Origin of the sequence: Ottowia sp. oral taxon 894 (genome assembly GCF_001262075.1) — a bacterium.
Taxonomy (GTDB): Bacteria; Pseudomonadota; Gammaproteobacteria; order Burkholderiales; family Burkholderiaceae_C; genus Ottowia; species Ottowia massiliensis.
The window spans coordinates 1,568,787-1,593,575 of sequence record NZ_CP012073.1 but is presented as its reverse complement, the minus strand read 5'-3'; the positions used below and the strand labels follow the sequence as shown (position 1 = coordinate 1,593,575).

Annotated in this window: 23 protein-coding genes, 1 tRNA gene and 1 pseudogene; 10 read left to right on the top strand and 15 right to left on the bottom strand. The window is 63.4% G+C overall.

Annotated features, from left to right (window positions below):
- Window positions 1-126: 126 nt before the first annotated feature.
- From gshA to ADJ79_RS06825, 4 genes are all read right to left on the bottom strand, one after another.
- Complete coding sequence (gene gshA, locus ADJ79_RS06840) at window positions 127-1,428, bottom strand: glutamate--cysteine ligase (RefSeq protein ID WP_050715333.1); 1,302 nt, start codon at window positions 1,426-1,428, stop codon at window positions 127-129.
- Window positions 1,429-1,799: 371 nt separating this feature from the next.
- Window positions 1,800-3,083, bottom strand: a complete 1,284-nt coding sequence (locus ADJ79_RS06835) for a glutamate-5-semialdehyde dehydrogenase (protein WP_156304269.1) — start codon at window positions 3,081-3,083, stop codon at window positions 1,800-1,802.
- Window positions 3,084-3,370: 287 nt separating this feature from the next.
- The gene (locus tag ADJ79_RS06830; RefSeq protein ID WP_253273795.1) at window positions 3,371-3,682 is read right to left on the bottom strand and encodes a PepSY domain-containing protein; all 312 of its coding nucleotides are present in this window, start codon (window positions 3,680-3,682) and stop codon (window positions 3,371-3,373) included.
- A 51-nt stretch (window positions 3,683-3,733) separates the two neighbouring features.
- Window positions 3,734-4,048 carry a PepSY domain-containing protein gene (locus tag ADJ79_RS06825; protein WP_050715332.1) on the bottom strand — a complete coding sequence of 105 codons (315 nt, stop codon included), beginning with the start codon at window positions 4,046-4,048 and terminating at the stop codon, window positions 3,734-3,736.
- A gap of 389 nt (window positions 4,049-4,437) precedes the next feature.
- On the opposite strand from ADJ79_RS06825, the gene ADJ79_RS06820 reads away from it, so the two are divergent.
- From ADJ79_RS06820 to ADJ79_RS06810, 3 genes are read left to right on the top strand one after another with little or no spacing between them, the layout of a single operon-like run.
- Window positions 4,438-4,788 carry a PepSY domain-containing protein gene (locus tag ADJ79_RS06820; protein ID WP_216597108.1) on the top strand — a complete coding sequence of 117 codons (351 nt, stop codon included), beginning with the start codon at window positions 4,438-4,440 and terminating at the stop codon, window positions 4,786-4,788.
- Window positions 4,789-4,790: 2 nt separating this feature from the next.
- Window positions 4,791-5,459 carry a response regulator transcription factor gene (locus tag ADJ79_RS06815; protein ID WP_050715330.1) on the top strand — a complete coding sequence of 223 codons (669 nt, stop codon included), beginning with the start codon at window positions 4,791-4,793 and terminating at the stop codon, window positions 5,457-5,459.
- Window positions 5,456-6,982, top strand: coding sequence for a sensor histidine kinase (locus ADJ79_RS06810; RefSeq protein ID WP_082203171.1), 1,527 nt, complete (start codon window positions 5,456-5,458; stop codon window positions 6,980-6,982). Before ADJ79_RS06815 ends, ADJ79_RS06810 begins: the two co-directional genes overlap by 4 nt.
- Window positions 6,983-7,235: 253 nt before the next feature.
- Here the strand turns inward: ADJ79_RS06810 and ADJ79_RS06805 are convergent, their stop codons facing one another.
- Genes ADJ79_RS06805 through ADJ79_RS06795 form a run of 3 tightly spaced genes read right to left on the bottom strand, consistent with a single transcriptional unit; the run spans window position 7,236 to window position 9,701 of the window.
- Window positions 7,236-8,402 (bottom strand): DSD1 family PLP-dependent enzyme, encoded by a 1,167-nt coding sequence (locus tag ADJ79_RS06805; protein ID WP_050715329.1) that lies wholly within the window; start codon window positions 8,400-8,402, stop codon window positions 7,236-7,238.
- Window positions 8,386-9,027, bottom strand: a complete 642-nt coding sequence (locus ADJ79_RS06800) for a histidine phosphatase family protein (protein WP_050715328.1) — start codon at window positions 9,025-9,027, stop codon at window positions 8,386-8,388. Before ADJ79_RS06800 ends, ADJ79_RS06805 begins: the two co-directional genes overlap by 17 nt.
- 35 nt (window positions 9,028-9,062) lie before the next feature.
- Window positions 9,063-9,701, bottom strand: coding sequence for a DUF4136 domain-containing protein (locus tag ADJ79_RS06795; protein ID WP_050715327.1), 639 nt, complete (start codon window positions 9,699-9,701; stop codon window positions 9,063-9,065).
- Window positions 9,702-9,863: 162 nt separating this feature from the next.
- On the opposite strand from ADJ79_RS06795, the gene ADJ79_RS06790 reads away from it, so the two are divergent.
- The 4 genes from ADJ79_RS06790 to miaB all read left to right on the top strand — a co-directional run bounded on the left by ADJ79_RS06790 (window position 9,864) and on the right by miaB (window position 12,819).
- Window positions 9,864-10,646, top strand: a complete 783-nt coding sequence (locus tag ADJ79_RS06790) for an enoyl-CoA hydratase (RefSeq protein WP_050715326.1) — start codon at window positions 9,864-9,866, stop codon at window positions 10,644-10,646.
- Between the two features lie 16 nt (window positions 10,647-10,662).
- Window positions 10,663-10,739 (top strand) — tRNA-Met (locus ADJ79_RS06785).
- A gap of 150 nt (window positions 10,740-10,889) precedes the next feature.
- Window positions 10,890-11,306, top strand: a complete 417-nt coding sequence (locus ADJ79_RS06780) for a hypothetical protein (protein ID WP_050715325.1) — start codon at window positions 10,890-10,892, stop codon at window positions 11,304-11,306.
- Window positions 11,307-11,490: 184 nt separating this feature from the next.
- A complete protein-coding gene (gene miaB, locus ADJ79_RS06775; RefSeq protein WP_050716477.1) occupies window positions 11,491-12,819 on the top strand; it encodes a tRNA (N6-isopentenyl adenosine(37)-C2)-methylthiotransferase MiaB in 1,329 nt (442 codons plus the stop codon).
- 740 nt (window positions 12,820-13,559) lie between these two features.
- Here the strand turns inward: miaB and ADJ79_RS13145 are convergent.
- The 7 genes from ADJ79_RS13145 to abc-f all read right to left on the bottom strand — a co-directional run bounded on the left by ADJ79_RS13145 (window position 13,560) and on the right by abc-f (window position 20,102).
- Window positions 13,560-13,721: a FeoB-associated Cys-rich membrane protein gene (locus ADJ79_RS13145; RefSeq protein ID WP_082203169.1), complete on the bottom strand. Its 162-nt coding sequence runs from the start codon at window positions 13,719-13,721 to the stop codon at window positions 13,560-13,562.
- Window positions 13,718-15,592, bottom strand: coding sequence for a ferrous iron transporter B (locus tag ADJ79_RS06770; protein ID WP_050715324.1), 1,875 nt, complete (start codon window positions 15,590-15,592; stop codon window positions 13,718-13,720). Before ADJ79_RS06770 ends, ADJ79_RS13145 begins: the two co-directional genes overlap by 4 nt.
- A 31-nt stretch (window positions 15,593-15,623) precedes the next feature.
- Window positions 15,624-15,890 carry a FeoA family protein gene (locus tag ADJ79_RS06765; RefSeq protein WP_050715323.1) on the bottom strand — a complete coding sequence of 89 codons (267 nt, stop codon included), beginning with the start codon at window positions 15,888-15,890 and terminating at the stop codon, window positions 15,624-15,626.
- A gap of 67 nt (window positions 15,891-15,957) precedes the next feature.
- Window positions 15,958-16,719, bottom strand: coding sequence for a fimb protein (locus ADJ79_RS14185; RefSeq protein WP_156304066.1), 762 nt, complete (start codon window positions 16,717-16,719; stop codon window positions 15,958-15,960).
- A 44-nt stretch (window positions 16,720-16,763) separates the two neighbouring features.
- Window positions 16,764-17,288, bottom strand: coding sequence for a pilin (locus ADJ79_RS13140; RefSeq protein ID WP_082203168.1), 525 nt, complete (start codon window positions 17,286-17,288; stop codon window positions 16,764-16,766).
- A gap of 75 nt (window positions 17,289-17,363) precedes the next feature.
- Window positions 17,364-18,038: a pilin gene (locus ADJ79_RS13135; RefSeq protein ID WP_371256792.1), complete on the bottom strand. Its 675-nt coding sequence runs from the start codon at window positions 18,036-18,038 to the stop codon at window positions 17,364-17,366.
- A gap of 150 nt (window positions 18,039-18,188) precedes the next feature.
- Complete coding sequence (gene abc-f / locus ADJ79_RS06760) at window positions 18,189-20,102, bottom strand: ribosomal protection-like ABC-F family protein (protein WP_050715322.1); 1,914 nt, start codon at window positions 20,100-20,102, stop codon at window positions 18,189-18,191.
- A gap of 123 nt (window positions 20,103-20,225) precedes the next feature.
- On the opposite strand from abc-f, the gene tehB reads away from it, so the two are divergent.
- Window positions 20,226-21,095 (top strand): SAM-dependent methyltransferase TehB, encoded by an 870-nt coding sequence (gene tehB, locus ADJ79_RS06755; RefSeq protein WP_050716476.1) that lies wholly within the window; start codon window positions 20,226-20,228, stop codon window positions 21,093-21,095.
- 330 nt (window positions 21,096-21,425) lie between these two features.
- On the top strand, window positions 21,426-22,409 hold the full coding sequence (locus tag ADJ79_RS06750; RefSeq protein WP_172674040.1) for a Ppx/GppA family phosphatase: 984 nt from the start codon (window positions 21,426-21,428) through the stop codon (window positions 22,407-22,409).
- A gap of 16 nt (window positions 22,410-22,425) precedes the next feature.
- On the opposite strand, the pseudogene ADJ79_RS15695 reads toward ADJ79_RS06750, so the two are convergent.
- Window positions 22,426-22,554 (bottom strand): annotated as a pseudogene (locus ADJ79_RS15695) (IS5/IS1182 family transposase); the annotation flags it as partial.
- Between the two features lie 289 nt (window positions 22,555-22,843).
- Between ADJ79_RS15695 and ADJ79_RS06745 the strand changes: the two are divergent.
- Complete coding sequence (locus ADJ79_RS06745) at window positions 22,844-24,193, top strand: amidase (protein ID WP_050715320.1); 1,350 nt, start codon at window positions 22,844-22,846, stop codon at window positions 24,191-24,193.
- Window positions 24,194-24,789 lie beyond the last annotated feature (596 nt).

Genomic DNA, 24,789 nt, shown 5'->3' with positions numbered 1-24,789 from the left:
CTCTCGCGCCCATTCCACCAGGACATCATGCTATGGATTAAGGAGCGGATTCAGGCCGCTTTCCTCCTTCGCCGCCGCCGCGCGGGCTTCTTCAGAGCCGCCCCGGCGGCCCCGTTTTGCAGCGGCTCACGCTTCCATCAGCTCGGGGTCGGTGGACTCCATCTCGTAGCTGACGGCCACCAGCGCCAGGCGGGCCGCCACGCCGTACATGTAAAAGCGGTTGGGGGCGCTGGCGCCGGGTTTGGCGCCGGGGCGGGGCAGGTGGTCGCTGCCTGCAAGGGCCAGGGGGCGCTGGCGGGCGTCGGGCGTGTCCAGCACTTCGCCGGAGCCGCGCCCGGCGTTCAGGCGGTAAAAGCCCCCGACCACGTAGCGGTCAATGGTGTAGATGACCGGCTCGGCCGTGGCGCTGTCCAGCCGCTCTTGCGTGAGCACGCCTTCTTGCACGACGTATTCGGCCGGCTCCGCCGCAGCGGCCTTGCCCTTGCCGCCCTTGCCCCTGGCTGGCTTGGGCGCGGGCAAGGGGGCGATGTCGCGCGCGTCATGCACGGCCATGGCGGGCATGCTGCTGGAACCCAGATTGGCCTTGACCACGGCGAAGGGCTTTTCATGAATGCCGTATTCCTTGTATTTGCGCCGCACCTTCGCCAGCAGCGCGTCTACGGCGGCGCGCAGCTGGTCGGCCCCGGCCTGCGTGTGCAGGTCAATGGGGCCGGTGACGGCTGACAGCGGGTTGAGCAGCCAGGCGTCAATGCCGATGAGCTTGCCAAAGCGCTTGCACACCTCGGCATAGCAGTGGTGGAACACGCTCTTGCGCCGCACGCTGCCGCCCGCCTGCAAGGGCGGCAGCAGGTATTGCTCGTGCAGCTCTTCCAGAATGCCCGGCGCGCCCGCGTTGAGCCGGTTGTTGAGCAAGATGGTGCAGGGGGTGAAGTGATCCAGCCCCAGCCGGTAGGCGCTGCGCTGCGCGGCTTCAAAGGTGAGCAGCTGGCCATCGGCGGCGGCGTAGCTGGCCGCGCTGGCAATGGCCGGGTCGATGGAGCCGTAGCGCACGTTCAGGCCCGCCATGCGGAAGATGTCGCGCAGGCGCTCCAGTCCGGCCAGGTAGTCCGGCTGCGGTGTGCCGTTTTCGGGAATGATGAGCAGGTTGCGCGCTTCAGGGCAGATTTTTTCGATGGCCGCCTGCGCCGCCTGCGCCGCCAGAGGCATCATGCTGTCGGCCAGGTGCTGCCAGCCGTCCGGGAAAAGATCGGCCGCCACGGGCGCGAGCTTGAAGCCGGCGTTGCGCACGTCCACGGCGCAATAAATGGGCGGCGTGTGCTCCATCCACTCCAGGCGGAACCAGCGCTCGATGACGGGCGTGGCGTCGAGGATGCGTTGTTCAAGCTCGTTGATCGGCCCGGTCAGGGCGGTGGTGAGGTGGGGAACCATGTGTCAGGGTCTTTCGCGGCAGGAAGGGAAAAGGGGCCAGACAGCAGCTGGCGCATTCTAGGCCGCGAGATGCCGGCCTTTTGCGAAAGGCTCCCAGGTGCGCAGTCTTGCAAGCGCCTGTCCGCAGGCGCGAAAAAAGCGGCGAAAAGGACGGCTTCCTGCGGGCAGGCCGTGAACCGGCCGCTCCAGGCTCAAGGTCCGCCCCGCCGCTTTGCTTGCCAGCGCAGTTCTGCACATCAAAAACAGGAGCGAATTTTGCGCCTTGAAAATGGCTCCTGCGCCCGTTTCACTAGGACGTCATGCTCTAAAACAAGGAGCGTAAATTATGCTTTCCAGCACCCGGAAAACGGCCTGTGGATTGCCGCGCGCGCTCACTGCCGGATATGCCCTTCGCCCAGCACCACCCATTTGAGCGAGGTCAGCCCCTCAATGCCCACGGGGCCGCGCGCGTGGAATTTGTCGGTGCTGATGCCGATTTCCGCGCCCAGGCCGTATTCAAAGCCGTCGGCAAAGCGCGTGCTGGCATTGACCATGCAGCTGGCCGAGTCCACTTCGCGCAAAAAGCGCTGGGCGTGCGCGTGGCTGCTGGTGAGGATGGCGTCGGTGTGGTGGCTGCCGTAGTGGTTGATGTGGGCCATGGCTTCATCCAGCCCCGCCACGACCTTGATGGCGATGATGGGCGCCAGGTATTCGGCGCGCCAGTCTTCTTCTTGCGCGGCGGCCAGTTGCGGCTGTGGTTGCGGCTGCGGCTGGCCGGGCGGCAGGCTTTGCCGCCATTTTTCAAGCAGCGCCAGGCTTTCGGCGTCGCAGCGCATGAGCACGCCTTTGGCCGCGTAGATGGCGGCCATGCGCGGCAGAAAGCTTGCCGCCACGCCACGGGCCACCAGCAGCGTTTCGGTGGCGTTGCAGGGGCTGTATTTCTGGGTTTTGGCGTTGTCGGCCACTTTCAGGGCCAGGTCTTCGTCGCACGGCTCGTCCACGTAGGTGTGGCACACGCCGTCCAGGTGCTTGATGACGGGCACTTTGGCTTCGGCGCTGATGCGCTCGATCAGGCTGCGGCCGCCGCGCGGGATGATGACGTCCACATATTGCGGCATGGCAATGAGCGCGCCCACGGCGGCGCGATCGGCCGTGGGCACCAGCTGCACGCCGTGCGCGGGCAGGCCGCTTTCTTCCAGCGCCTGCGCGCACAGGGCAGCCAGCGCCTGGCAGGACGTCAGGGCTTCGCTGCCGCCGCGCAGGATGCAGGCGTTGCCGCTTTTGATGGACAGCGCCGCCGCCTCGATGGTCACGTTCGGCCTGCTTTCGTAAATCATGCCGAACACGCCCAGCGGCACGCGCATTTGCCCCACGCGGATGCCGCTGGGCTGCTGGCGCAGGCCGGTGATTTCGCCAATCACGTCGGGCATGGCCGCCAGCTGCTCGCAGCCTTGCGCGGCCGTTTCGATGATGGCGGGCGTGAGCTTGAGGCGCTCGCGCATGGGCGCGCTCAGTTCGCTGGCGCGGGCCAGATCGCGTGCATTGGCCTCTTGCAAGGCGGCGGCGTTTTCGCGCAGCAGCCGCGCCAGCGCGCGCAAGGCGCGGCTTTTGCTGGCGGCGCTGGCGCGGGCCATGTGCGCTGCGGCGGCACGGGCCTGGCGGCCCAGGGTGTCCATGAGGGCGGCCAGGCCGCTGTCGGTGTGTTGTTCAGTCATGCGCGGCATTGTGGCGCAGGGCCGCAGGCCAGGCAGGCAGGCGGGGCAGCCCTCCGCGCCGGCCCCGCCTGCGCCGGACATCAAAGCGCAGCATTAAAAACAGGAGCGGATTTGAAGGGCATGAAATGCCGTTCTGCGCAATATCCACCAAGAGGCATTGCTATGAATAAAAGAGCTGAATAAAGCGCCGTCTCCGGCCTCTGCGCATGCCTTGCCCGCCCGGCCTTCTGCGCGCTTTGAACCGGTTCTCAGCGCGCGCGGCTGCGGTCCACTTCGCCGGTGGCGGCGCTCACGTGGAGCTTGACGGGCTGGCCCTGCGCGTCGCGCGCCTTGACTTCGTAGAAGCCGCGCTTTTCCAGCTCGATTTCGCGTATGTCGGTATAGCCTGCCGCTTGCAGCTTGTCATGGATTTGGCCGATGTTCAGGATGGGCTGCGCGGCGGCGGGCGCGGTCTGCGCCGCCGTGGCGGCGGCTTGCTGGGCATGGGCGGCTGCGCCGGTGAGCGTGGCGGCCAGGGCAGCGGCGGCGAAAAGCGGGCGCAAAAAGCGGGCGGTCATCATGATGGATTTTCCTTTGCTGAATGAAAAAGGGGTTCAGTGAAATGGCGGCTTTCAGTCGTCAAAGCGGTTGCGTTCGATTTCACCGGTTTGCGCGTTCACGTGCAGTTTGACGCGGCCGCCTTGGGCGTTGCGGGCCTTGACTTTGTAATGGCCATATTTTTCCAGCTCGATTTCCCGGATATTCACGTAACCGGCGGCTTCCACGCGGTCATGAATCTGGCGGATATTCAGGGCGGGCGCGGCGGTCTGGGTGGCTTGCGCGGCGCGGGGGGCAGCGGGCTGGGCGGCCTGCGCCAGGGCGCTGGCGCCGACAAGCATGGCCGAGGCGAGGGCGGCTGCGGCGAGGAGGGATCGGGTGGCGTTCATGAAGGTTTCTCCTGTATGAATCAAAGGGTTGAAAATCCGCCTCAATGGCGGCGCTGCGTATTGTTGAAAAACCAGACTGAATTCAGGCTGAAGGTTTTATTCATTCCGCATTCAGGTTTTCAATACGCAGGCCGGCAAAAGCGGAGCGCCTGTTTTTCAAAAGCGCCGCCGAATGAAAAGTGAAAAAGGCGTTCATTTTCCATTCAGGCCCGGTTTGCAAACGGTTTGCGCATTTTCAGCGCCTGCGCTGAATCAGGGCTGAAAGGCGTGTTCAGCCTGCATTCAGGCGCGCGCGGTTACGGTTGCGGTTACACACAAGGCGTTTGCGCCGCCTTGCGCCCGTGCTGCTGCCTGTGCCGCCGTTTCTCACTCCCACAATCCGCCCTGCCATGAAGCGCCGCCATTTCCTGTTTCAGTCCCTGCATTCCGCCCTGGCCGCCACGCTGCTGGCCGCGCTGCCCGCGCGCGCCGATGACGACGACGATGATGACGACGACGATGATCACGACCGCGCCCGCCGCGCCGTGGAACAGGGGCGCGCCTTGCCGCTGCGCGTGGTGCTCGATCAGGTGGAGCGCCAGTTTCAGGGCCGGGCCGTGAACGTGGAGCTGGTGCGCGAGCACGGGCGGCTGATTTATGAAATCCGCCTGCTGCAAGCCGATGGGCGGGTGGTGAAGCTGGAGGTGGACGCCGCCAGCGGCGCGGTGCTCAAGGTCAAGCAAAAGTCAAGGAAGGACTGAAGATGCGCATCCTCGTTGTGGAAGACGAAGCCACGCTGCGCCGGCAGCTGGTGCAGGCCATTGCCGCCGCCGGGCACACGGTGGAAGAAGCGGCCGACGGCGAGCAGGCGCACTACCTGGGCGATGTGGAGTCGTTTGACGCCGCTGTGCTGGATTTGGGCCTGCCGGGCATGGACGGGCTGACGGTGCTGCGGCACTGGCGCAGCGTGGGGCGCGGCATGCCGGTGCTCATTCTCACGGCCCGCAGCGCCTGGCACGAGAAGGTGGCGGGTATTGACGCAGGCGCGGATGACTACCTGGCCAAGCCCTTTCACATGGAAGAGCTGCTGGCGCGGCTGCGCGCCTTGCTGCGCCGCGCGGGTGCGCACACCAGCGCCGAGTGGCGCTGCGGCCCCATCCTGCTGGACACGCGCCAGGCGCGCGTGCTGGTGGACGGCATGCCGCTGACGCTGACGAGCCACGAGTTCAAGCTGCTGTCGCTGCTGATGCAGCGCAAGGGGCAGGTGCTCTCGCGCACCGAGCTTTCGGAGCACATCTACCCGCAAGACGGCGACCGCGATTCCAACACCATCGAAGTGTTCGTGGGCCGCCTGCGCAAAAAGCTGCCGCCCGGCCTGATTGAAACCGTGCGCGGCATGGGCTACCGGCTGGTGGAAGCGCCAGCGGCATGAGCGCAGCGCACAAGGCCCAGGCCGCGCCGGGCGAGGGCGGCGCGCGCGCTGCGGCTGATGCCGCCCCATCCGGCCCTGCCCATGAGTCATCCGCTGGCGGCGGCTGGCTGCGTTCCCTGCGCGCGCGGCTGCTGGCGGGCGCGCTGGCGTGGATTGCGCTGGCGCTGGCGCTGGCCGGCTGGGGGCTGCGCAATCTGTTTCAGGAACACATCACCGCGCAGTGGCAGGCGCAGCTGGCGGTGCAGCTGGACCAGCTCTCGGCGGCCGTCAATCTCTCGCCCGGCGGCAGCATCACGCTTGCGCCCGAGCCGGGCGATCCGCGCCTGTCGCGCCCGCTTTCGGGCGTGTATTGGCAAATCGACCGGCTCCAGGCCCGTGGCGATGGCGCTTTCTCCGTGACCCAGCCTGCCGCCGCCCGTTCGCGCTCGCTGTGGGACCAGACCTTGCCCCTGCCCGCCACGGCCCCGGCCCCGCCGCCATCGGCCCAAGACGGCTCTGGCGGCGGCTTGGGCGGCGGCGCTGGCAGCTTTGCCGCTGCGCGGCTGCAAGACGGGCAAGGCCGGCAGCTGCTGGCGCTCACCCGCATCCTGCAACTGCCCGAAGACGAAGCGCCCCCGCTGCGCCTGACCGTGGCGGCCGACCACGCCCTGGTGGCCGAGCCGCTGCAAGGCTTTACCCGCCTGCTGCTCATCGCCCTGGGCACGCTGGCCGCCGGGCTGGCCGCCGCCGTGGCCGTGCAGTTGCATCTGGCGCTGCGCCCGCTGCACCTGCTGCGCCAGCGCCTGGCCGCCGTGCGCCGGGGCGAGGCCGACGCGCTGCAAGGCCGCTTTCCGCAAGAAGTGCAGCCGCTGGTCAGCGAGTTCAACCACGTGCTCGGCGAAAACGCCCGCATGGTGCAGCGCGCCCGCACGCAAGCGGGCAATCTGGCGCACGCCGTGCACACGCCCCTGTCCATCATGGGCAACGCCGCCGCCGCCGAAAGCGGGCCGCTGGCCCGCCTGGTGCAAGAGCAAGTGGACAACGCCCGCCGCCAGGTGGACTACCACCTGGCCCGCGCGCGCGCCGCCGCCGCCACCCGCGCCACCGGCCTGCGCACCCCCGTGCGGCCCGCCATGCAGGCGCTGGCGCGCACCATGCAGCGCCTGCACGCCGGGCGCGGCGTGACTTTCGATGTGCAGGCCGGCGAGGCCCTGGCCTTCAAGGGCGAGCCGCAAGACCTCTACGAAATGCTGGGCAATCTGATGGACAACGCCGGCAAATGGGCCGCGCGGCGCATCACCGCCGCCGCCGCCATCGAAGGCGGCAGTCTGCTGATTACCGTGGACGACGACGGCCCCGGCATCCCCGCCGGGCAGCGCCAGCGCATCTTCCAGCGCGGCGCGCGCCTGGACGAAAACCGCCCCGGCTCCGGCCTGGGCCTGGACATCGTGCGCGACATGGCCGAAACCTACGGCGGCCGCATCGAGGCGGGCGAATCTCCCGCTGGCGGCCTGCGCATGAGCCTGCGCCTGCCAGCGGCGTGAGCGCCTGCCCGCGCGCTGGCCCGCGAAAGCGCGCAAGACGAATCAGGACAGGCAGGGCGAAAGCCGCAGCCAAGCGGCCTATTCCGCCCCTTTATTCCGCTCCTTTATTCGTAGCGTGATGTCCTAGAAGAAACTGCGCCAGAAGGCATTTTGCCCCCTTTATATTTGCTCCTGTTTCTGATGCCTTCTGGCCCGCCGCGCCAAGCTTGCGGCGCGCGGCCTGGAACTTAAAACCCGTTTGCCAAACAGGTTCTCAGGCCCCGCGCGCGTCCACGCGCACCACGGCGGAGACGGCGCCTGCGGCCAGGCCGCCTTGCACGGCAATCATGGCGTCGTGCAGGTTCACGGTGGGATCGCAGTGGCTGGGAATGAGCCAGACGGTGTCGCCCACGGCGGGCAGGGGGCCGCCAGCCGTGGCGGGGCGCAGGATGCCGTGTTCGTCGCCGCCGCTGGCGTAGATGAGGGCGGGCTGACCAGGCAGGGCATGCACGAGGGGCGGGCCGCTGTCGAGCGCAATGCTCTTGCAGCCTGCGTCGCAGACGGCGTGCCCGTCCTGCACGCTGATGACTTGCGATTTGACGAAAAGGGCCTGCTCGAAGGCAGGCTGGGCGTTGTCGCGTTCGTTGCGGGCGTAGTCGGCGTCCATGAACAGGAAGCTGCCGGGTTGCAGCTCGTTCCACAGGCCGCTGGCCGCTTCAAGGCCGAAGGTGCCGGTGCCGCCGCCGGTGATGATGGCGGGCGCCAGATTGGCCTGGGCCAGCGCGTCGCGCGTGGCGGCCACGCGCAAGGCAGCCTGGCCGATCGCGTTGCGGCGCTCGGCCACGGTGCGCAGGTGCTGCGCGCCGCCGTGGTAAGCGTGCAGGCCCGCGTAGCGCAGGCGGGCGCTGCCTTGCAGGCGCTGGACCAGGGCGACGGCGGCAGGGCCGGGCGCAACGCCGCAGCGGCCCTGGCCGACGTCGATTTCAATGAACACGTCAATGGCGGCGCTGGTGGTTTGCATGGCCAGGGCAAGGCGGTCAATGCCTTCGTCGCTGTCCACGGCAATGGCGAGCTTGCCGCTGCGGTTTTTGAGCAGCTGCGCCAGGCCAGCCACGCGGCGCAGCTTGGCGGGGGAGACGATTTCGTTGCTGATGAAGATGTCATTGACGCCGCCTGCGGCCAGCGCCTCGCCTTCGCCCGCGGTTTGCACGCACACGCCGACGGCGCCCGCCTGCATTTGCAGCCGCGCGATATCGGCGCTTTTGTGCAGCTTGGCGTGCGGGCGCAGCTTGATTTGGTGCTTGGCCGCGAATTCAGCCATGCGCTGCATGTTGCGATTGACGGCTTCGGCATCCAGCACGAGGGCGGGGGTGTCAATGGCGTCGGGCTTCTGGCCTTGCAGGGCGGCAAAGCGGCTTTGGTGATTACTGGCTGCGTTCATCAAGCGGTTCCTGTTGGTCAAAGTGGAAAGTATCGGCCCAGGCGATGAGGGTCAGGCCCTCGGGCGTGTAAAGCAGGCGGTTGATGGCGGCATTGGCCAGCGGCCAGCTGCGCGGCTCTTGCAGGGGCAGGCGCATGGCATGGCGGTAGAGCATGTCGAGCATGCCGCCGTGGCCCACGAGGACGATTTGCCCGCCTGCGTGCCTTTGGGCCAGACGGGCGGCGGTGGAAAGGATGCGGCGCTGGATGTCCGTCAGCGTTTCGCCGCCTTCAGGGGCGTAGGTGATGTCGCGCCCGCGCCAGCGCGCGGCTTCTTCGGGAAACTGCGCCTGCACTTGCTCGAAAGTCCAGCCCTGAAAGCGCCCCAGGTTGCGTTCGCGCAAGCCTGGCTCCAGCACGAGCGGCGCGCCGCAAGCCTGGGCAATGGCGCGCGCGGTGGCGCTGGCGCGCTGCAAATCGCTGCTATAGACGGCGGCCACGCTCTCGCCCGCCAGCGCGCGGGCGGTTTGCCGCGCCTGCCACTGGCCGTGCGCGTTCAGGGGCACATCCAGATGGCCCTGCATGCGGCTGGCGCGGTTCCAGTCGGTTTCGCCGTGGCGGATGGCGATGATGCGCGTGGCCTGCATGGGGCGTCAGATGGGGCGGAGCGCTGGCGCGCGCGTCAGCGGCTGGCCTCGCCCAGCGGAATGACCACGCGCCGCCAGCCTGCGGGCGGGGTGGGAAAGCCTTGCAGCGCGGCATCAAACAGCGCTTGCAGCACGGTGTCGGATGCGCCGCGCGCGCCATCGTGCTGGGCGCGGGTTTCATACAGCACCTGGCCGCTGCGGGCGTCGCGCATGATCAGGCTCACGCGGCTGGCGTAGTAGCGCGTGGGGGTGTCCCACATCCACGCGCCGCCATAGAAGCTGCCCGTGCCCAGGCCGAAATAAAAGCGCCCCGGCCAAAAGCCCCAGCCGTCATCCCAGCCGTAATAAGGATCGCCCCAGGGATTGACCCACTGCGGCGTGACGTGCGCGCTGGCCTGCACGGTGATGCGGGCGGCTGCGTCATCGCGCACCAGTCCGGCGCGCGTCAGCGCGGCCTGCGCCAGCGCCTGCACGCGCGCCGTGCCCGGCTGGCCCGCCTGCAATGGCAGCTGCTCAAAGCGGTAGTGCGCGCCCGCCAGGGCGGCAGCGCCAGCCGATACAGCGGGCGCTGCAACGGCGGCTGATTCCACATCAGCGTCAATCTGGCGCACGCCAGCGCAGGCGGTCAGCAAGAGCGCGGCAGCGCCGGCGGCAAGCAAGGCGGTGAATCTCATGGCAAATCCTTTCCGTGCAAGCAAAAAGAAGCGAATGCGCATTGTGCGCTCTTGCACCCTTGCGCCCGCAAGCATGAGCAGGCAAAGAAGGCCCGATGCCGCATGCCGGGGCTATAGTGCGCGCCCGTTATCAACCAGACCCCTGCATAGGGACAACAAACCATGTCTTATGAACTGATTCAGACCTGCACCGAAAGCAATGAGCGCATTGGCGTCATCACCCTCAACCGCCCGCAGCAGCTCAACGCGCTCAATGACCAGCTGATGGACGAGCTGGGGCTGGCGCTCAAGGCGTTTGACGCCGATGACAAAGTGGGCTGCATCATCCTCACCGGCAGCGAGCGCGCCTTTGCCGCTGGCGCGGACATTGCGGCCATGCAGAAGCTGAGCTTCGTTGATGCCTACAAGGGCAACTTCATCACCCGCAACTGGGAAACCATCCGCAGCATTCGCAAGCCCGTGATTGCCGCCGTCAGCGGCTTTGCGCTGGGCGGCGGCTGCGAGCTGGCGATGATGTGCGACTTCATCATTGCCGCCGACAACGCCAAATTCGGCCAGCCTGAAATCAAGCTGGGCATCATCCCCGGCGCAGGCGGCACGCAGCGCCTGCCCCGCGCCGTGGGCAAGGCCAAGGCCATGGACATGATCCTCACGGGCCGCATGATGGACGCGCAGGAAGCCGAGCGCGCCGGCCTGGTCAGCCGCGTCGTGCCCGTGCAAGATTTGATGGGCGAGGCGCTGAAGGCCGCCGAGGCCATTTGCAGCTTTGGCCAGGTGGCCGTGATGGCCGCCAAGGAATGCGTGAACCGCGCCTTTGAAAGCGCCTTGAGCGATGGCGTGATGCACGAGCGGCGCCTGTTCAACGCCCTGTTTGCCACGGCAGACCAGAAAGAAGGCATGGACGCTTTCTTGAACAAGCGCCCCGCGCAGTTTACCAACCGGTGATACAATTCGCACCTTTGGCGCTTTAGCTCAGTCGGTTAGAGCGATGGAATCATAATCCACAGGTCCGCGGTTCGAGTCCGTGAAGCGCCACCAGACTTCCTTTCAAAAAACCTTCGCAAGCGCCCGTTTCGCGCAGCGCAGCATCAAGGCACCGGGCTGATTCGCCCAGTGCCTTTTTTTCTGCCTGGCGCGGGCCCGGCGCAGTCGCTTTCTCATTTGCTTTCTCGCTTTCAGGGAGCCATCATGAAACCCATTCGCCCCGCACTTGCATCCGCCCTGGCTGCCTGCGGCCTTACGCTGTGTGCGCTGGCAGGCAGCGCGCAAGCGCAACAGGTGCAGGCCCAGCAGGTGCGGCGCTTTTTCCCGGCTGGCGTGGAACACGGCGTCATCGCCTTTGGCGAGCCGCCTCACATCACGCTGGACGGCAAGCCCATGCTTTTGGCGGCAGGCACACGCATCCGCAGCGAAACCAACCGCGTGATGCTCTCCGGCGCGCTCACCGGACAGACGCACATGGTCAATTACGCGCTGGGCCCCAGCGGCGAACTGCGTGAAATCTGGATTCTCACGGCCGAGGAAATCAGCGAGATCAACCAGTCCCGCCTGATTCGCCCGCGCCCCTTCAACGACACGGAGCGCAACCCGTATCGCGGCAACTGAACGCGAGCCGTGAACGGGCAGACGCACGCGAAGCGCCGCCTTGAACCAGGTTCCGCTCCTTGTTTCATAGCATGACGTCCATACTGCATGGGCGCAGGCGGTGTTTTCAGATGCCTTGAATTTGCTCCTTTTCCAGAAGCTGTCGCTGCCCGCTTCCATCAAACTTCCCACGAAAACTTTCGCCATGTCCCGCAAAGTCTTCATCAAGACCTTTGGCTGCCAGATGAACGAATACGACTCGGCCAAGATGGCTGACGTGCTGGCCGCCGCCGAAGGCTACGAGTCCACCGACGACCCGGAGCAGGCCGACCTGGTCATCTTCAACACCTGCTCCGTGCGCGAGAAGGCGCAGGAAAAAGTCTTCTCTGACCTGGGCCGCATCAAGCACCTCAAGGACAAAGGCACGCTCATCGGCGTGGGCGGCTGCGTGGCCAGCCAGGAGGGCGAGGCCATCATCGAGCGCGCGCCGTATGTCGATGTTGTCTTCGGTCCGCAAACCCTGCACCGCCTGCCCGATTTGCTGGCCGAGCGCCGCCGCCAGAACGCGCCGCAGGTGGACATCCGCTTTCCCGAAATCGAAAAATTCGACCACCTGCCGCCCGCCCGCGTGGAAGGGGCCACGGCCTTTGTCTCCATCATGGAAGGCTGCTCCAAATATTGCAGCTACTGCGTCGTGCCCTACACGCGCGGCGAAGAATTCAGCCGCCCGTTTGACGACGTGCTCACCGAAATCGCCGGCCTGGCCGCGCAAGGCGTGAAGGAAGTGACGCTGCTGGGCCAGAACGTGAACGCCTATCGCGGCCCGATGGGCGGCAGCGGCGAAACCGCCGACTTCGCCCTGCTCATCGAATACGTGGCCGAAATACCGGGCATCGAACGCATCCGCTACACCACCAGCCACCCCAACGAATTCACCCAGCGCCTGATTGACGTTTACGGCAAGGTGCCCAAGCTCGCCAGCCACCTGCACCTGCCCGTGCAGCACGGCTCCGACCGCATCCTCATGGCCATGAAGCGCGGCTACACCGCCATGGAATACAAAAGCATCATCCGCCGCCTGCGCGCCGTGCGCCCGCAAATCAGCCTCTCCAGCGACTTCATCGTGGGCTTTCCGGGCGAAACCGACGCCGATTTCGACAAGATGATGAAGCTCATCGACGATGTGGGCTACGACAACTCCTTCAGCTTCATCTTCAGCCCCCGCCCCGGCACGCCCGCCGCCAATTTGCAAGACGACACCCCGCACGACGTCAAGCTGCGCCGCTTGCAGCGCGTGCAGGCCGCGCTGGAGCAAAGCGAGCGCGCCATCAGCGCCAGCCGCGTGGGCACCGTGCAGCGCATCCTGGTGGAAGGCCCCTCGCGCAAGAATCCGCAGGAACTCATGGGCCGCACCGAATGCAACCGCGCCGTCAATTTCAGCGGCGGCGAGCAGCCCGCGCGCCTCATTGGCCAGATGATTGACGTGCGCATCACCGAAGCCATGCCGCACTCCCTGCGCGGCGCGCTGATCTGAAGAACGGCTGGCCGAAGGCAGAGCGCGGCCCTGCGGCTCAGCAGGGCGCAGTGGAAAGTGCGCCGCGAGTGTCAGTCCGGCGCCCCGGCCTTTTCAGGGCGCGCACCTCAGCAGCCCGCAAGAAAAAAGTGCAGATGTAAATAGGCGCGGCCTCATGCGCGCAAGACAGGGGAACGGCTCAATTTCGCTTCTGAAACCATAGCAATAGGCCTTGATAAACAGTGCGCAAAGCGGCCTTTGCACCCTTTTGAATTCGCTCCTGCTTTAAGAGCCAGATTGGAGTCTGTCCGTGGAGCGAAAAATGCGGCCTCGAGCGGCTCTGGGGCGTTGCAAATTCTCTTGAGCCGCAAGACCCGTCTGCGATTTGCGTCTTGCCGCCCCCAGATGCACCCCTTCGACCTCCGCAGCAGTCTCTGGCAACCCCTCAAAAAAGAAGCGAACTGAATAGAAGCAAAACGCCGTTTTGCCCAGTGTCCACTCGGACATCATGCTATGGATAAATGAGCAACAGCTTCATTCAATGTCCGGCTGCGAGCGCAAAAAGCGACCCCGTCGGTCTATGGCGCCGCAACCGTTCAACCACCAGCCAGCCCGTTTGCGGTTTGCGTCTAGCCGCCGCCAAAAAGCTCGTCCGTTTTTTGTCTCTTGCGAACAGCCTTTTAGGCAGCTTGACAGGCAGGGCGATCCGGAATTCCCGCTTCCATTGCCCAGTCGCGCCCTGCCTCGCGCCGGGCGTGGCTTCAATGGCAGCCGCCGCCCTTGCTGCCTTCACTGCAACCGTTGCACTTGCTGCAAGCAGAGCCTGAGGCGCCGCCAGCGGTTTTCTTGCGAAAAACGAATTTGCGCAGCATGTAGATAAAACAGGCGGCGACGATGAGGCCGACGATGATTTGCTGTGTCATCCCAAAATCCTTGATGCAATCTGATAGACGATGAGGGCGAACAAGTAGGCTGCGGCAAACAGGCCGCCCGTGATCATCAGAGTGTGGCGGGCCGAATTGGTTTCGCGCCGGATGGTGGCCAGCGTGGCCAGACACATGGGCGCGTAGATGTACCAGGCCAGAAAGGCAAAGGCGGTGGGCAGACCCCAGTTGTCGTGCACCACGGGGATGAGGGCCGTTTCCAGCGCTTCTTCGGAGCTGGCTGTCATGGCATAGACAGTGCCCAGGGCCGAAACAACCACTTCGCGCGCGGCAATGCCGGGAATCATGGCGATGCACATCTGCCAGGTAAAGCCCAGCGGCGCGAAAAACGGCTGAATGAGATGACCCAAATGGCCTGCGATGCTGTAGTCAATGGCCGGCTGCGTGGCACCTTCGGGCGCGCCGGGAAAGCTCACCAGCGCCCAGAGCACCACGCTCAGGGCAAAAATCACCGTGCCCGCGCGCATCAAAAAGGCTTTGACCTTGCCCCACAGGCTGATGAGGATGTGCTTGAAGTTGGGCATGCGGAAGGTGGGCAGCTCCATCAGCAGCGGAAACTGCTGCACGTGGCCGCGCTTGCGCGCCAGCACCTTGAGCACCCAGGCCGTGAAACCCGCTGACACAATGCCTGCCAGGTAAAGGCCAAAGAGCGTGAGGCCTTGCAGGTTGAAGATGCCCAGCACGGTTTCGTCAGGAATGACGGCGGCGATGATGAGCGCGTAAATGGGCAGCCGCGCCGAACAGGTGAGCATGGGCGCAATGGCGATGGTGACCAGGCGCTCGCGCGGGTCTTGAATGGTGCGCGCCGCCATCACGGCAGGCACGGCGCAGGCAAAGCTGGACAGCAGCGGAATGAAGGCGCGGCCCGACAGGCCGCTGCGCGACATGGCGTTGTCCAGCAGCAGCGCCGCGCGCGGCAGATAACCGGAGTCTTCCAGCAGCAAGATGAAGGCAAACAGGATCGTGATTTGCGGCAGAAACACCAGCACGCTGCCCACGCCGGCCAGGATGCCGTCTTTGATGAGACTGGCTAGCGGGCCTTCATCCATGTTCTCCGTAATCACATCGCCCAGCCAGGCGAACGAATCTTCAATCATCCCCATCACCGGCTCGGCCCAGGCGTAAACCGCCTGGAATACCAGCATGAGGATCAGCATGAGAATCAGCATGCCCCAGACCGGGTGCATCACGATTGCATCCAACTGGCGGTGCCAAGCGGGCAGGGTGAGTTCGTGGCGCACCACCTGGCGCAGGATGTCTTCGACCTGCGCATAAAGGGCGTTGCTGTCCAGCGCGTCAAGCCGTTTTTCCGCCTCTCCGAGCGTGAGGGCATGAGCGGCACCTTCAGTCTTGCGCGGCAGCCTGGCCACCGCCTCGCGCACGGCGCGCATGCTGCGGCTGTCAATGGCCGCCGTCTCCAGCACAGGCACACCCAGCAGTTCACTAAGCTTGGCCGCGTCAATCTTCAGGCCACGATGGCGCGCCACGTCACTCAAGTTGAGCGAAACCACCATGGGCAAGCCCAGCGTCTTCACCTCCAGCACCATGCGCAGCGTCATGCGTAGGTTGGTCGCGTCGGCCACGGAGACAATGGCGTCAGGCTGCTGCCCGAGCTTGCCCAGCACCACGTCGCGCGCCACCTTTTCATCAGGGCTGGTTGCTCGCAGGCTGTAAGTGCCGGGCAGGTCAATCACCACCACGTTCGGGTCGTCAACAAACCGGCCTTCGCGCCGGTCCACCGTCACACCGGCATAGTTGGCCACCTTGGCATTGGAGCCGGTCAGGCCGTTGAACAAAACCGTCTTGCCACAGTTGGGCGCGCCCAGCAGGGCGAATCGACTCGCAGTCATCACAAGATTCTTCGTGAAAAAAGAGTGATTTTCACTCTTCCACGCGACACATGATCTTCGCCGCCTCCGGTCTCCTCAATGCGAACTGGGACAAATTGCCCAGCCGCACCGCGTAAGGCCCGCGTTTGAGCAGGCCGTGTGACAGCAGCGTGATGGACATGCCTTCGGAAAAGCCCAAGTCCGTTAGCCGCTGGGTTACCAGCGGATCGATGTCGCCGAACTCGGCGCTGGGGATGATGGAGACGATGCGCGCCTTGGCACCTTTTTCAACATCAATCAAAGATACATTGTTTTTCATGATTTCGCATTATAACAACAAGGTGACATTCCTGCGTTTTACCAATGCATAGTCAAAATGCATTGACTTATATAAATCCGTCAATTGGCATAGAGTCCACCCATTTCCCATCTCTATCAAATACAGCAATCCAATTCATATCCCTGGAAGATGTCAATGGCAAAAAAAATAAATCCTTCTTCGGCAATTCATTGCCTGCTTTTTCTATTTTTTTCAATTTATCCTCGATTTGCGCTATAGGCTTAATATTTTTTTGTATCTCTACATTATTCCAATTCCACTTCTGCCATAACACAGGTCGCATCGAAACAGAGACACCCTGCAATGACAATTCCATGCTTTTTATAACATCCTCTGGCTTTTTTGCCACAGTCCACTCTATTTTCTTCCATGGTGGAAATTCGCAGCTAAGATTTCCAAGTTCGCCGCCAGCACAATCTGATAAATATAATTCATTTTTTCCGACGGCAACCAGACGATCTGCCTCAAAAACAATTGCAACCGGGCGCGACTCTTCTAACACATACAGCCCATAACCTAAAGCAGTCAGTTGAATTGCTCCTATCAAGCTCAAATCCATTATCAATTCGCGCCGTGATTTATCAGGACTCGCCAACACAAGAGTAAGTAATGGACCGCACACAACATCCACCCCAAGCAACAAAAAATATATTGCAGAGACCCTGAACAGCGTCGACATCACCCCTGCATACCAGAAACCAAACACAAGCCATGCAGCCCCGCTCGCAATCAGCATACAAACCGCAAAGTGCTTGATTGCCAAGCGAGCAGCAAACCTTATTCTTTGCCTAAAAATTGATTGATCCATTCTGTTTTACTTTATCGAGTATATGTATCTACTGAAGCAACACCTTACCTGCATTCAGCCGGAGCATATTTAGTTTCTATGCCATTTGCAGTAATTGCAGCCCCCATGCTTCTGGAAGTTGCTACCTGGTTAGTCGACGACGTACACGCCCAATCCACAGGTCCTGTTAATCCACTATTGATTGCCGTAGCGAAATCTTGATAACCCGCCGCACTCTTGACGAATGGATAAAAACCCAGCTTGTTGTTGACACTCGACACTCCGACGTTTGCCGTGTTGAATGAGACTGTCACCACGCCTGTCGTGGCCGCAATTTGTACGGAATCAACATATTTGGATGACGAACCCACGCCCCCTTGCTGGGCGTTCCACGAACTTGCCACAACACCTAATCCATTCACAGTTGCCACTTCACTAACCAATGTTTTGGCATGCGTGGCCAGCGCAAGGCCTTCTGCTACCCGTGCACGTATAACGTAATCCTGATATGCTGGCAGTGCAATGGCACTCAATATACTAACAATCGCCACAACAATCATTAGCTCCAGCAAAGTAAATCCATTCCTCATATGAACTCCAATTCATTAAAAAAAAAGAAGGACACCAAAGGTGTCCTTCTTCAAGCTACCTACAATAGCACTTCATTAACGGCATTCTGCAGGTGCATATTTGGCTGCCAGAGTACCGGCCGTAACAGGCATGGAACGAGCGGTTGCAGCAGCAGTCGTGGCAGATCCGCAAGCCCAGTCAATCGCACCACTTTCGTTGGCAGTCAGCGCCGCATCCAAGGCTGTAAACGTGCCGTTTACATTGATAGAAGGCTTCAGTACCAGCGTATTAGCCGTACCAATCGGGCCAACATTTGCCGCATTATAAGTGACGGTAATTTCTCCGTTGCCGCCAGCAATTTGAACACTTGTCACATATTTGGAAGTGGCACCGGTACTATTTTGCTGCGCATTCCAGGTGGTGGCCGCAACCGTCAAATCATTCGGCGTGGCAACTTCATTGACCATAGCCTTCGCACCAGAGGCCAACGTCAAACCTTCAGAAATACGCGTACGAACCGTGTAATCTTGATAAGCGGGCAGCGCAATGGCGGCCAGAATACCAATAATCGCCACGACGATCATCAGTTCGATGAGGGTGAAACCTTTTTGCATTGCTTTCATGATTTTCTCCTTGAGAGAGTTGTGAAATGGATCTTTGGAATTCGGGGCGGATACTGATGCGCCGCCGACGCCTTTTATCTTGCAGCCGGTGTGCCAGCGCATGCCAAGGTTGAGGGTGCCGCCGGAATGAGCGGAGAAAGTGTGCATTTGGTCACAGAAGTGGCGCTCTAGCCTTCCGGAAGTGACACTTTTTGTGCAATCGGGCTGGCAAGTTGCGGTGTCAATGTGTGTCAGATCGTGCCAACGCGAGAAAAGAGTGACGCAAATGGGTGTTTACCCGCATGCGGGACTGACGTTTCATGCGCCCAGGGCTTCCCAGCGCTCCAGTGCGTGCAGCAGTTCTTCTTCGATGGCGCTGTCTCTGGCCTGTAGGGCAATGGCTTTGGGCAGGTCGCTTTGGTAGAGCGTGCCGTCGGCCAGCTGGGCGCGGATGGCGGCCTGCTCAGCTTCCAGTGCGTCGATGCGGGCGGGCAGGGCGTCCAGCTCGCGCTGCTCTTTGTAGCTGAGCTTGCGTTTGACGGTGGCTTGGGCGGCAGATTTGGCGGCGGTTTGGGCTGCCGCCGGGGCGGGCTGCGCGGACGGGCGGGGCGTTTTGGATGTTTTGGATGCAGGCGCGGGCGCGGCGGCTTCGGGCGCCAGCCAGGCGCGGGCGCGTTCGCTTTGCTGCTGCCAGTCGGTGATGCCGCCTTCGTATTCGCGCCATTGGCCGCCGCCTTCCCAGGCGATGGTGCTGGTGACGACGTTGTCCATGAAGGCGCGGTCGTGGCTGACGAGAAAGACGGTGCCGTCGTAGGTTTGCAGCAGCTCTTCGAGCAGCTCCAGGGTGTCGATGTCCAGATCGTTCGTCGGCTCGTCGAGCACCAGCACATTGGCGGGGCGGGCGAACAGGCGCGCCAGCAGCAGGCGGGCTTGCTCGCCACCGGAGAGGCTGCGCACGGGCGAGGCGGCGCGCGCGGGGCTGAAAAGAAAGTCGCCCAGATAGCTTTTGACGTGCTGGCGGCGTTGGCCGATTTCGATCCATTCGCTGCCCGGGCTGATGAAGTCTTCCAGCGTGGCATCCGGATTGAGCTGCGCGCGCATCTGGTCAAAGTAGGCCACTTGCAGGCTGGCGCCCTGGCGCACGCGGCCGCTGTCGGGCGCCAATTGGCCCAGGATCAGTTTGAGCAGTGTGCTTTTGCCCGCGCCGTTGGGACCGATGAGGCCAACTTTGTCGCCGCGCAAAAGGGTGGCGCTAAAGCCTTGCACCACGGGCGGGCCGCCAAAGGCTTTGCTGACGTTGTGCAGCTCGGCCACGATTTTTCCGCTGGGCTGGCCGCTGGCCACTTCCATGCGCACGCGGCCCAGCGCCTCGCGGCGGGCGGCGCGGGCGGCGCGCAAGGCGTGCAGGCGGTTGACGCGGCCTTGCGCGCGGGTGCGGCGCGCTTCCACGCCTTTGCGCACCCAGATTTCTTCTTGCGCCAGCAGTTTGTCGGCCCGGGCGTTGAGCGTGGTTTCTTGCGCCAGCTGCTCTTCTTTTTGCGCCTGATAGGCGGCGAAGTTGCCGGGGTAGCTGCGCAGGCGGCCCCGGTCCAGCTCCACGATGCGCGTGGCCACGGCATCCAGAAAAGCGCGGTCGTGCGTGATGACAACCACGCTGCCTTTGTAGGCCAGCAGCAGCTCTTGCAGCCAGCCAATGGCGGCCAAATCCAGATGGTTGGTCGGCTCGTCCAGCAGCAGCACATCCGGCTGCGCCACCAGCGCCTGGGCCAGCGCCACGCGCTTTTGGCTGCCGCCCGAAAGCTCGGCCACGCGGCGCGCGCCGTCCAGCCCCAGCTTTTGCAGGGTTTGCTGCACGCGCTGCGGCCAGTTCCAGCCGTCTTCGGCCTCGATGCGGGTTTGCAGTTCGGCCAAATCGCCTTCGCCTTGCGTGTATTGCTCAATCAGCGCCGCCATGTGCGCCATGCCCGCGCTCACGGCGTCTTGCACGGTTTCAAAGCTTTGCAGCGCAGGCGTTTGCGGCACATAGGCCAGCCGCAGGCCCTGCTGCATTTGCAGCGCACCGTCATCGGGCTTTTCCAGCCCAGCCAGAATTTTCAGCAGCGAAGACTTGCCCGCCCCGTTGCGGCCAATCAGCCCCACGCGCTCGCGCTCCTGCAAGGCAAAGTCTGCGTGGTCAAGCAAAGGCAAGTGGCCAAAGGCCAGTTGGGCATCAAGCAAAGTCAGCAGGGCCATGAGTGAAAACCGCCAGCAAAAAAGCCCCGATTGTGCCCATTTCAATTGCAAATACGGCAAAACCAGTGCGGTTATGAAACGGCGGGTATGATGCCCGGCAATCATTCACCCAAGGAAAAAACCATGAGCGTCACGCCCGATTTGATTTGCTACAAAACTATGCCCATCTGGACGAAAAACAATATTCCGCCCAGCATATTGTCCCGCCACAATACCAAGGCAGGCACCTGGGGCAAACTGCGCGTAATAAAAGGCCGCGTGAAATTCCACGAAATGAACGAAGCCGGCGAAACCCTGGCCGAACATATTCTCACTCCGGAAAGCGAAGTATGGACCATTACCCCGCAAGCCTGGCACAAGGCCGAATTGCTGGACGACGATTCGGCTTTCCAGCTTGAATTTCACTGCGAGAAAAAAGATTATTTCAGCAAGAAATACGGCATGACGGCCACCCACTCCGCCGTGGTGGACGCCGCCCGCCGCGTGCCGCCCGGCAAGGCGCTGGACCTGGGCTGCGGGCAAGGGCGCAACGCGCTCTATCTGGGCCTGCTGGGTTTTGACGTGACCGCCAGCGACTACAACCCGGCCCCGCTGGCCGCGCTGGAAGACATGGCCGACGCGGAAAACCTGCGCGTGCAAACCTGCATTTACGACATGAATACCGCTGCGCTGGCTGAAAATTACGATTTTCTCGTGGCCACCGTGGTTTTCATGTTTCTCGATGCCGGCCGCGTGCCCGCCATTATTGAAAACATGCAGGCGCACACCACGCCGGGCGGCTACAACCTGATTGTTTCGGCCATGGATACGGAAGATCACCCTTGCGTCATGCCATTTTCATTCACCTTCCGCGAAGGCGAATTGAAAAAATATTACGAAGGCTGGGAAATGGCCGAATACCGCGAAGAAATCGGCTCCATGCACGCCACCGACGCGCAAGGCAAGCCCATTCAACTCAAATTCGTGACCATGCTGGCCCGCAAGCCCGCCTGAATAGGCCGTCTCCAGCCTGCCAGGCGAGCAACCCAAACCCCAAGCCCAAGGGAAACCCAGAAATCCAAAGCTCTGGGCTTTCCCGGCACTGGCAGCTGTCGTTCTGACATCCAAAAAAGAGAGCAAAATAAAGATGCTTAAAGGTTCGGTTTACGCACGTTCCACTAGGACCTATTGCTATGGATAGAGGAGCGAAACACCTCCGTGCTTTTCCCTCCAACGGTCTGCCACCCAACCCCACGCGGCGGCAGGCCATTCGGCCTCGCGCAGCCCGGTGCTATGCTGGCTTGGCCCCCAGACCAGAAGAACCTCAAAACAACCCACCTTCTCATGACCGACGACACAAGCCGCAGCGCCGCCCCGTCTCAAGCTCTCTGGGCGGCCGTCGATCTCGGCTCCAACAGCTTCCGCCTGGAAATCGCCCGAGAAACCGCTCCAGGCCGCTTCGAGCGCCTGCACTATCTGAAGGAAACCGTGCGTCTGGGCGGCGGGCTGGACGCCCAAGGCCAGCTTTCGCCTGAAGCCATGCAACGCGGCTGGCAATGCCTTGAGGGCTTTGGCCAGCGCCTGAAAGAGCTGCCCCAGGCGCGCGCCCGCGCCGTGGCCACGCAAACCCTGCGTGAAGCGCGCAATGCCGCCGCCTTTTTGCAAAAGGCCGAGGAGTTGCTGGGATTGCCCATCGCCATCATCAGCGGACGCGAGGAGGCTGCCCTTATTTACCAGGGCGTAACCAGCCTGCTGCCCGAAGGCGACGAGCGCCGCGTGGTAGTGGACATCGGCGGCCGATCCACAGAAATCATCACTGGCCAGGGGCGGCAGGCGCAAGACATGGAGTCCTACCCCATCGGCAGCGTGACCTGCTCACAGCGCCACTTCGCCAGCGGTCAGTTCACCGCGCTCGCTTTCGCCGATGCCGAAGCCGATGCCAAGGCCGCGCTGGCTGAAGCCGCCACGCGCTTTGCGCGCCCCCGCTGGGATGCGGCCTACGGCGCCTCAGGCACCGTGGGCGCCGTGCTGGCGGCGCTGCGCAAGTCAGGCCGCACCAGCATGGACGACGCCATCGCCCTGAGCCAGCTGTATTGGCTGCGCCAGCGCTTGATTGATACTGGCGACATCAACGCGCTGGATATGCCAGGCATTCGCGAAGACCGCAAGGCCATCATTGGCGGCGGGCTGTCGGTGCTCATCAGCCTGTTTGAGCTGCTGGGCATTGACACCATGCGCCGTGGCCACGGCGCGCTTCGCCACGGCCTCTTTCATGCGGCCCATGCCGCACGTGAGCAAGAGCTGCCTGCATGGCGCCAGGCGGTCTGAGAGACTGCCCTTGAAAGGCTGAAGCGACAGTGGCCTCGTCGTCCTTACTCAGCCTTCTCGATTGATTCAACCAGGCAAAGGCTCTCTCCACAATCCAGTGCTTGGGCAGCGCCTTAAAACCATGCCGCTTACTGCGCTTGATCACCCGCATGTTTCAGCCGAGCATGCTCAGCGCTCATCCAATCAGCGCACCCGCGTAGCCGCCATCGACAAAAAGTCTTGAGGCACTCAAAGCGCGTGAAAAGCCTCACAGCAAAGCCCTGGCTCCCACCCGGTCCTGAACACCTTCTGAAAGCACCACCACAGCCAGCATGTGTCTGCGACAAATCAAGCTCGTCACAGGATGCACAAGTGAAAGCAAGGTTGATGCATGACAGGCTCCAGAACATCATGCCGCCCTTTCCAGAGCATTCACCCGCTACGGATACCCGCTGATGAACACCCTTCCTACTCTGGCGCGTCTGGCTTCTGATCTGGCCGAAGGCCGCGCCAGCGCCCGCTCGCTGGCCGAAGCCGCACTGGCGCGCGCCGAAGATGCCGCTGGCGAAGGCGCGCGCACATTCACCCTGATTGACCGCCCCCGCGCGCTGGCGCTGGCCGCCGCCAGCGACGCGCTGCGCAAGGCGGGCATCGTGCGCTCGCCGCTGGAAGGGCTGCCGGTGTCGGTCAAAGACGTGTTCGACGTGGCCGGCCAGGTGACCACGGCCGGCTCGGCCGTGCTGGCCGATGCGCCGCCTGCCGCGTGCAACGCGCCCGTCATCGACCGGTTGCTGGCGGCGGGCGCGGTCATCGTGGGGCGCACCAGCATGACGGAGTTCGCCTTTTCCGGCCTGGGCCTGAACCCGCACCGGGGCACGCCGCGCAACCCCTGGGACCGGGCCACGGGCCGCATCCCCGGCGGCTCCTCCAGCGGCGCGGCTGTTTCGGTGACGGACGGCATGGCCGCGCTGGCCATCGGCACGGACACGGGCGGCTCCGTGCGCATTCCATCGGCGCTGTGCGGGCTGACGGGCTTCAAGCCCACGCAGCGGCGCGTGAGCCGGCAAGGCGTGCTGCCGCTGTCTGCCTCGCTGGACTCCGTCGGCCCGCTGGCCGCCAGCGTGCAGTGCTGCATCACGGCCGATGGCGTGCTCAGCGGCCAGACATGGCAGCTTCAGCCCCGGCCGCTGGCAGGCGCTCGGCTGGCCTGCCCGGCAGAAATCGCGCTGGACGACATGGACGCCCACGTGGCCGCCGCCTTTGACCGCGCGCTGGAGCGCCTGCACAGCGCGGGCGCACGCGTGACGCGCCTGCCCCTGCCCGAGTGGCGCGAGCTGGCCGCCCTGCACGCCAAAGGCACGCTCTCCAACGCCGAAGCCTGGGCCTGGCACCGCCAGCGGCTGGCGGCCCAAGGCGCGGCTTACGACCCGCGCGTTCGCGCCCGCATCGAGGTGGGCCGCCAAATGGACTGCGCCGACTACATCGACCTGCTGGCCGCCCGCCGCTGCTGGATTGCACAGGTGGAGCAGCGCCTGGCCGCTTTTGACGCGCTGCTCATGCCCACCGTGCCCATTGCCGCTCCCGCCATCGCCAGCTTGCAAACCGACGACGCGGCCTACTGGCGCGCCAACGCGCTGATGCTGCGCAACACCAGCCTCATCAACTTTCTGGACGGCTGCGCCCTGAGCCTGCCCATGCACCCGCCCGGCGAAGCGCCCGCCGCACTGATGCTGGCTGGCTGCGCCGGCACGGACGCGCGCGTGCTGGCGCTGGGGCTGGCGGTGCAGGCGCTGCTGGATTGGTGAAGGCGCTTTCAGCGGGTGTTGGTTCCCGGAACCTGTTCACAGTCTGCCCGTGGGTGCGAACAGCACGGAGCCGGGTTCTCTTGGGCCTGGCAGTTCATCACGATTCACTCTTTGCCTCTCACGGCCAGGCTCTGAACAGGCAATCAAAAACAGGAGCAAATCTGATGGTGCCAAAACACCTTCCAGCGCTGTATCCATCAAGACATCATGCTATGAATAGAGAAGCAAAAAAGCTCTATTCAACGCCCGTCCGCAGGCGCGAAAAGCAGCTCCACCGGCCTGCGGCGCTGCAACCGGCCAGCCGCTTGGCCTGTCCGTCTGCGGCTTGCGCATGGCCACCCAGTCTCATTCACTCTCGCGTCCGACTTTGAACAGGTTCTCAGCCTCAGGACTTGCGCCTGACTGAAATTTGCGAAATACCTTTGCGCACGTATTGCATGTATTGCAATGAATACGCGCCATGAGGCGCCTCGCAGGCATTTATTTTCACGGCGATGGCGCGCCGCAACAAATGTATCTATAATGTAAACAAGACGAGCGCCCTGTGTTCCGTGGCAAGGCAGGGCTTGTTTAAAAAAACCGTCAAGAAAAGGAGG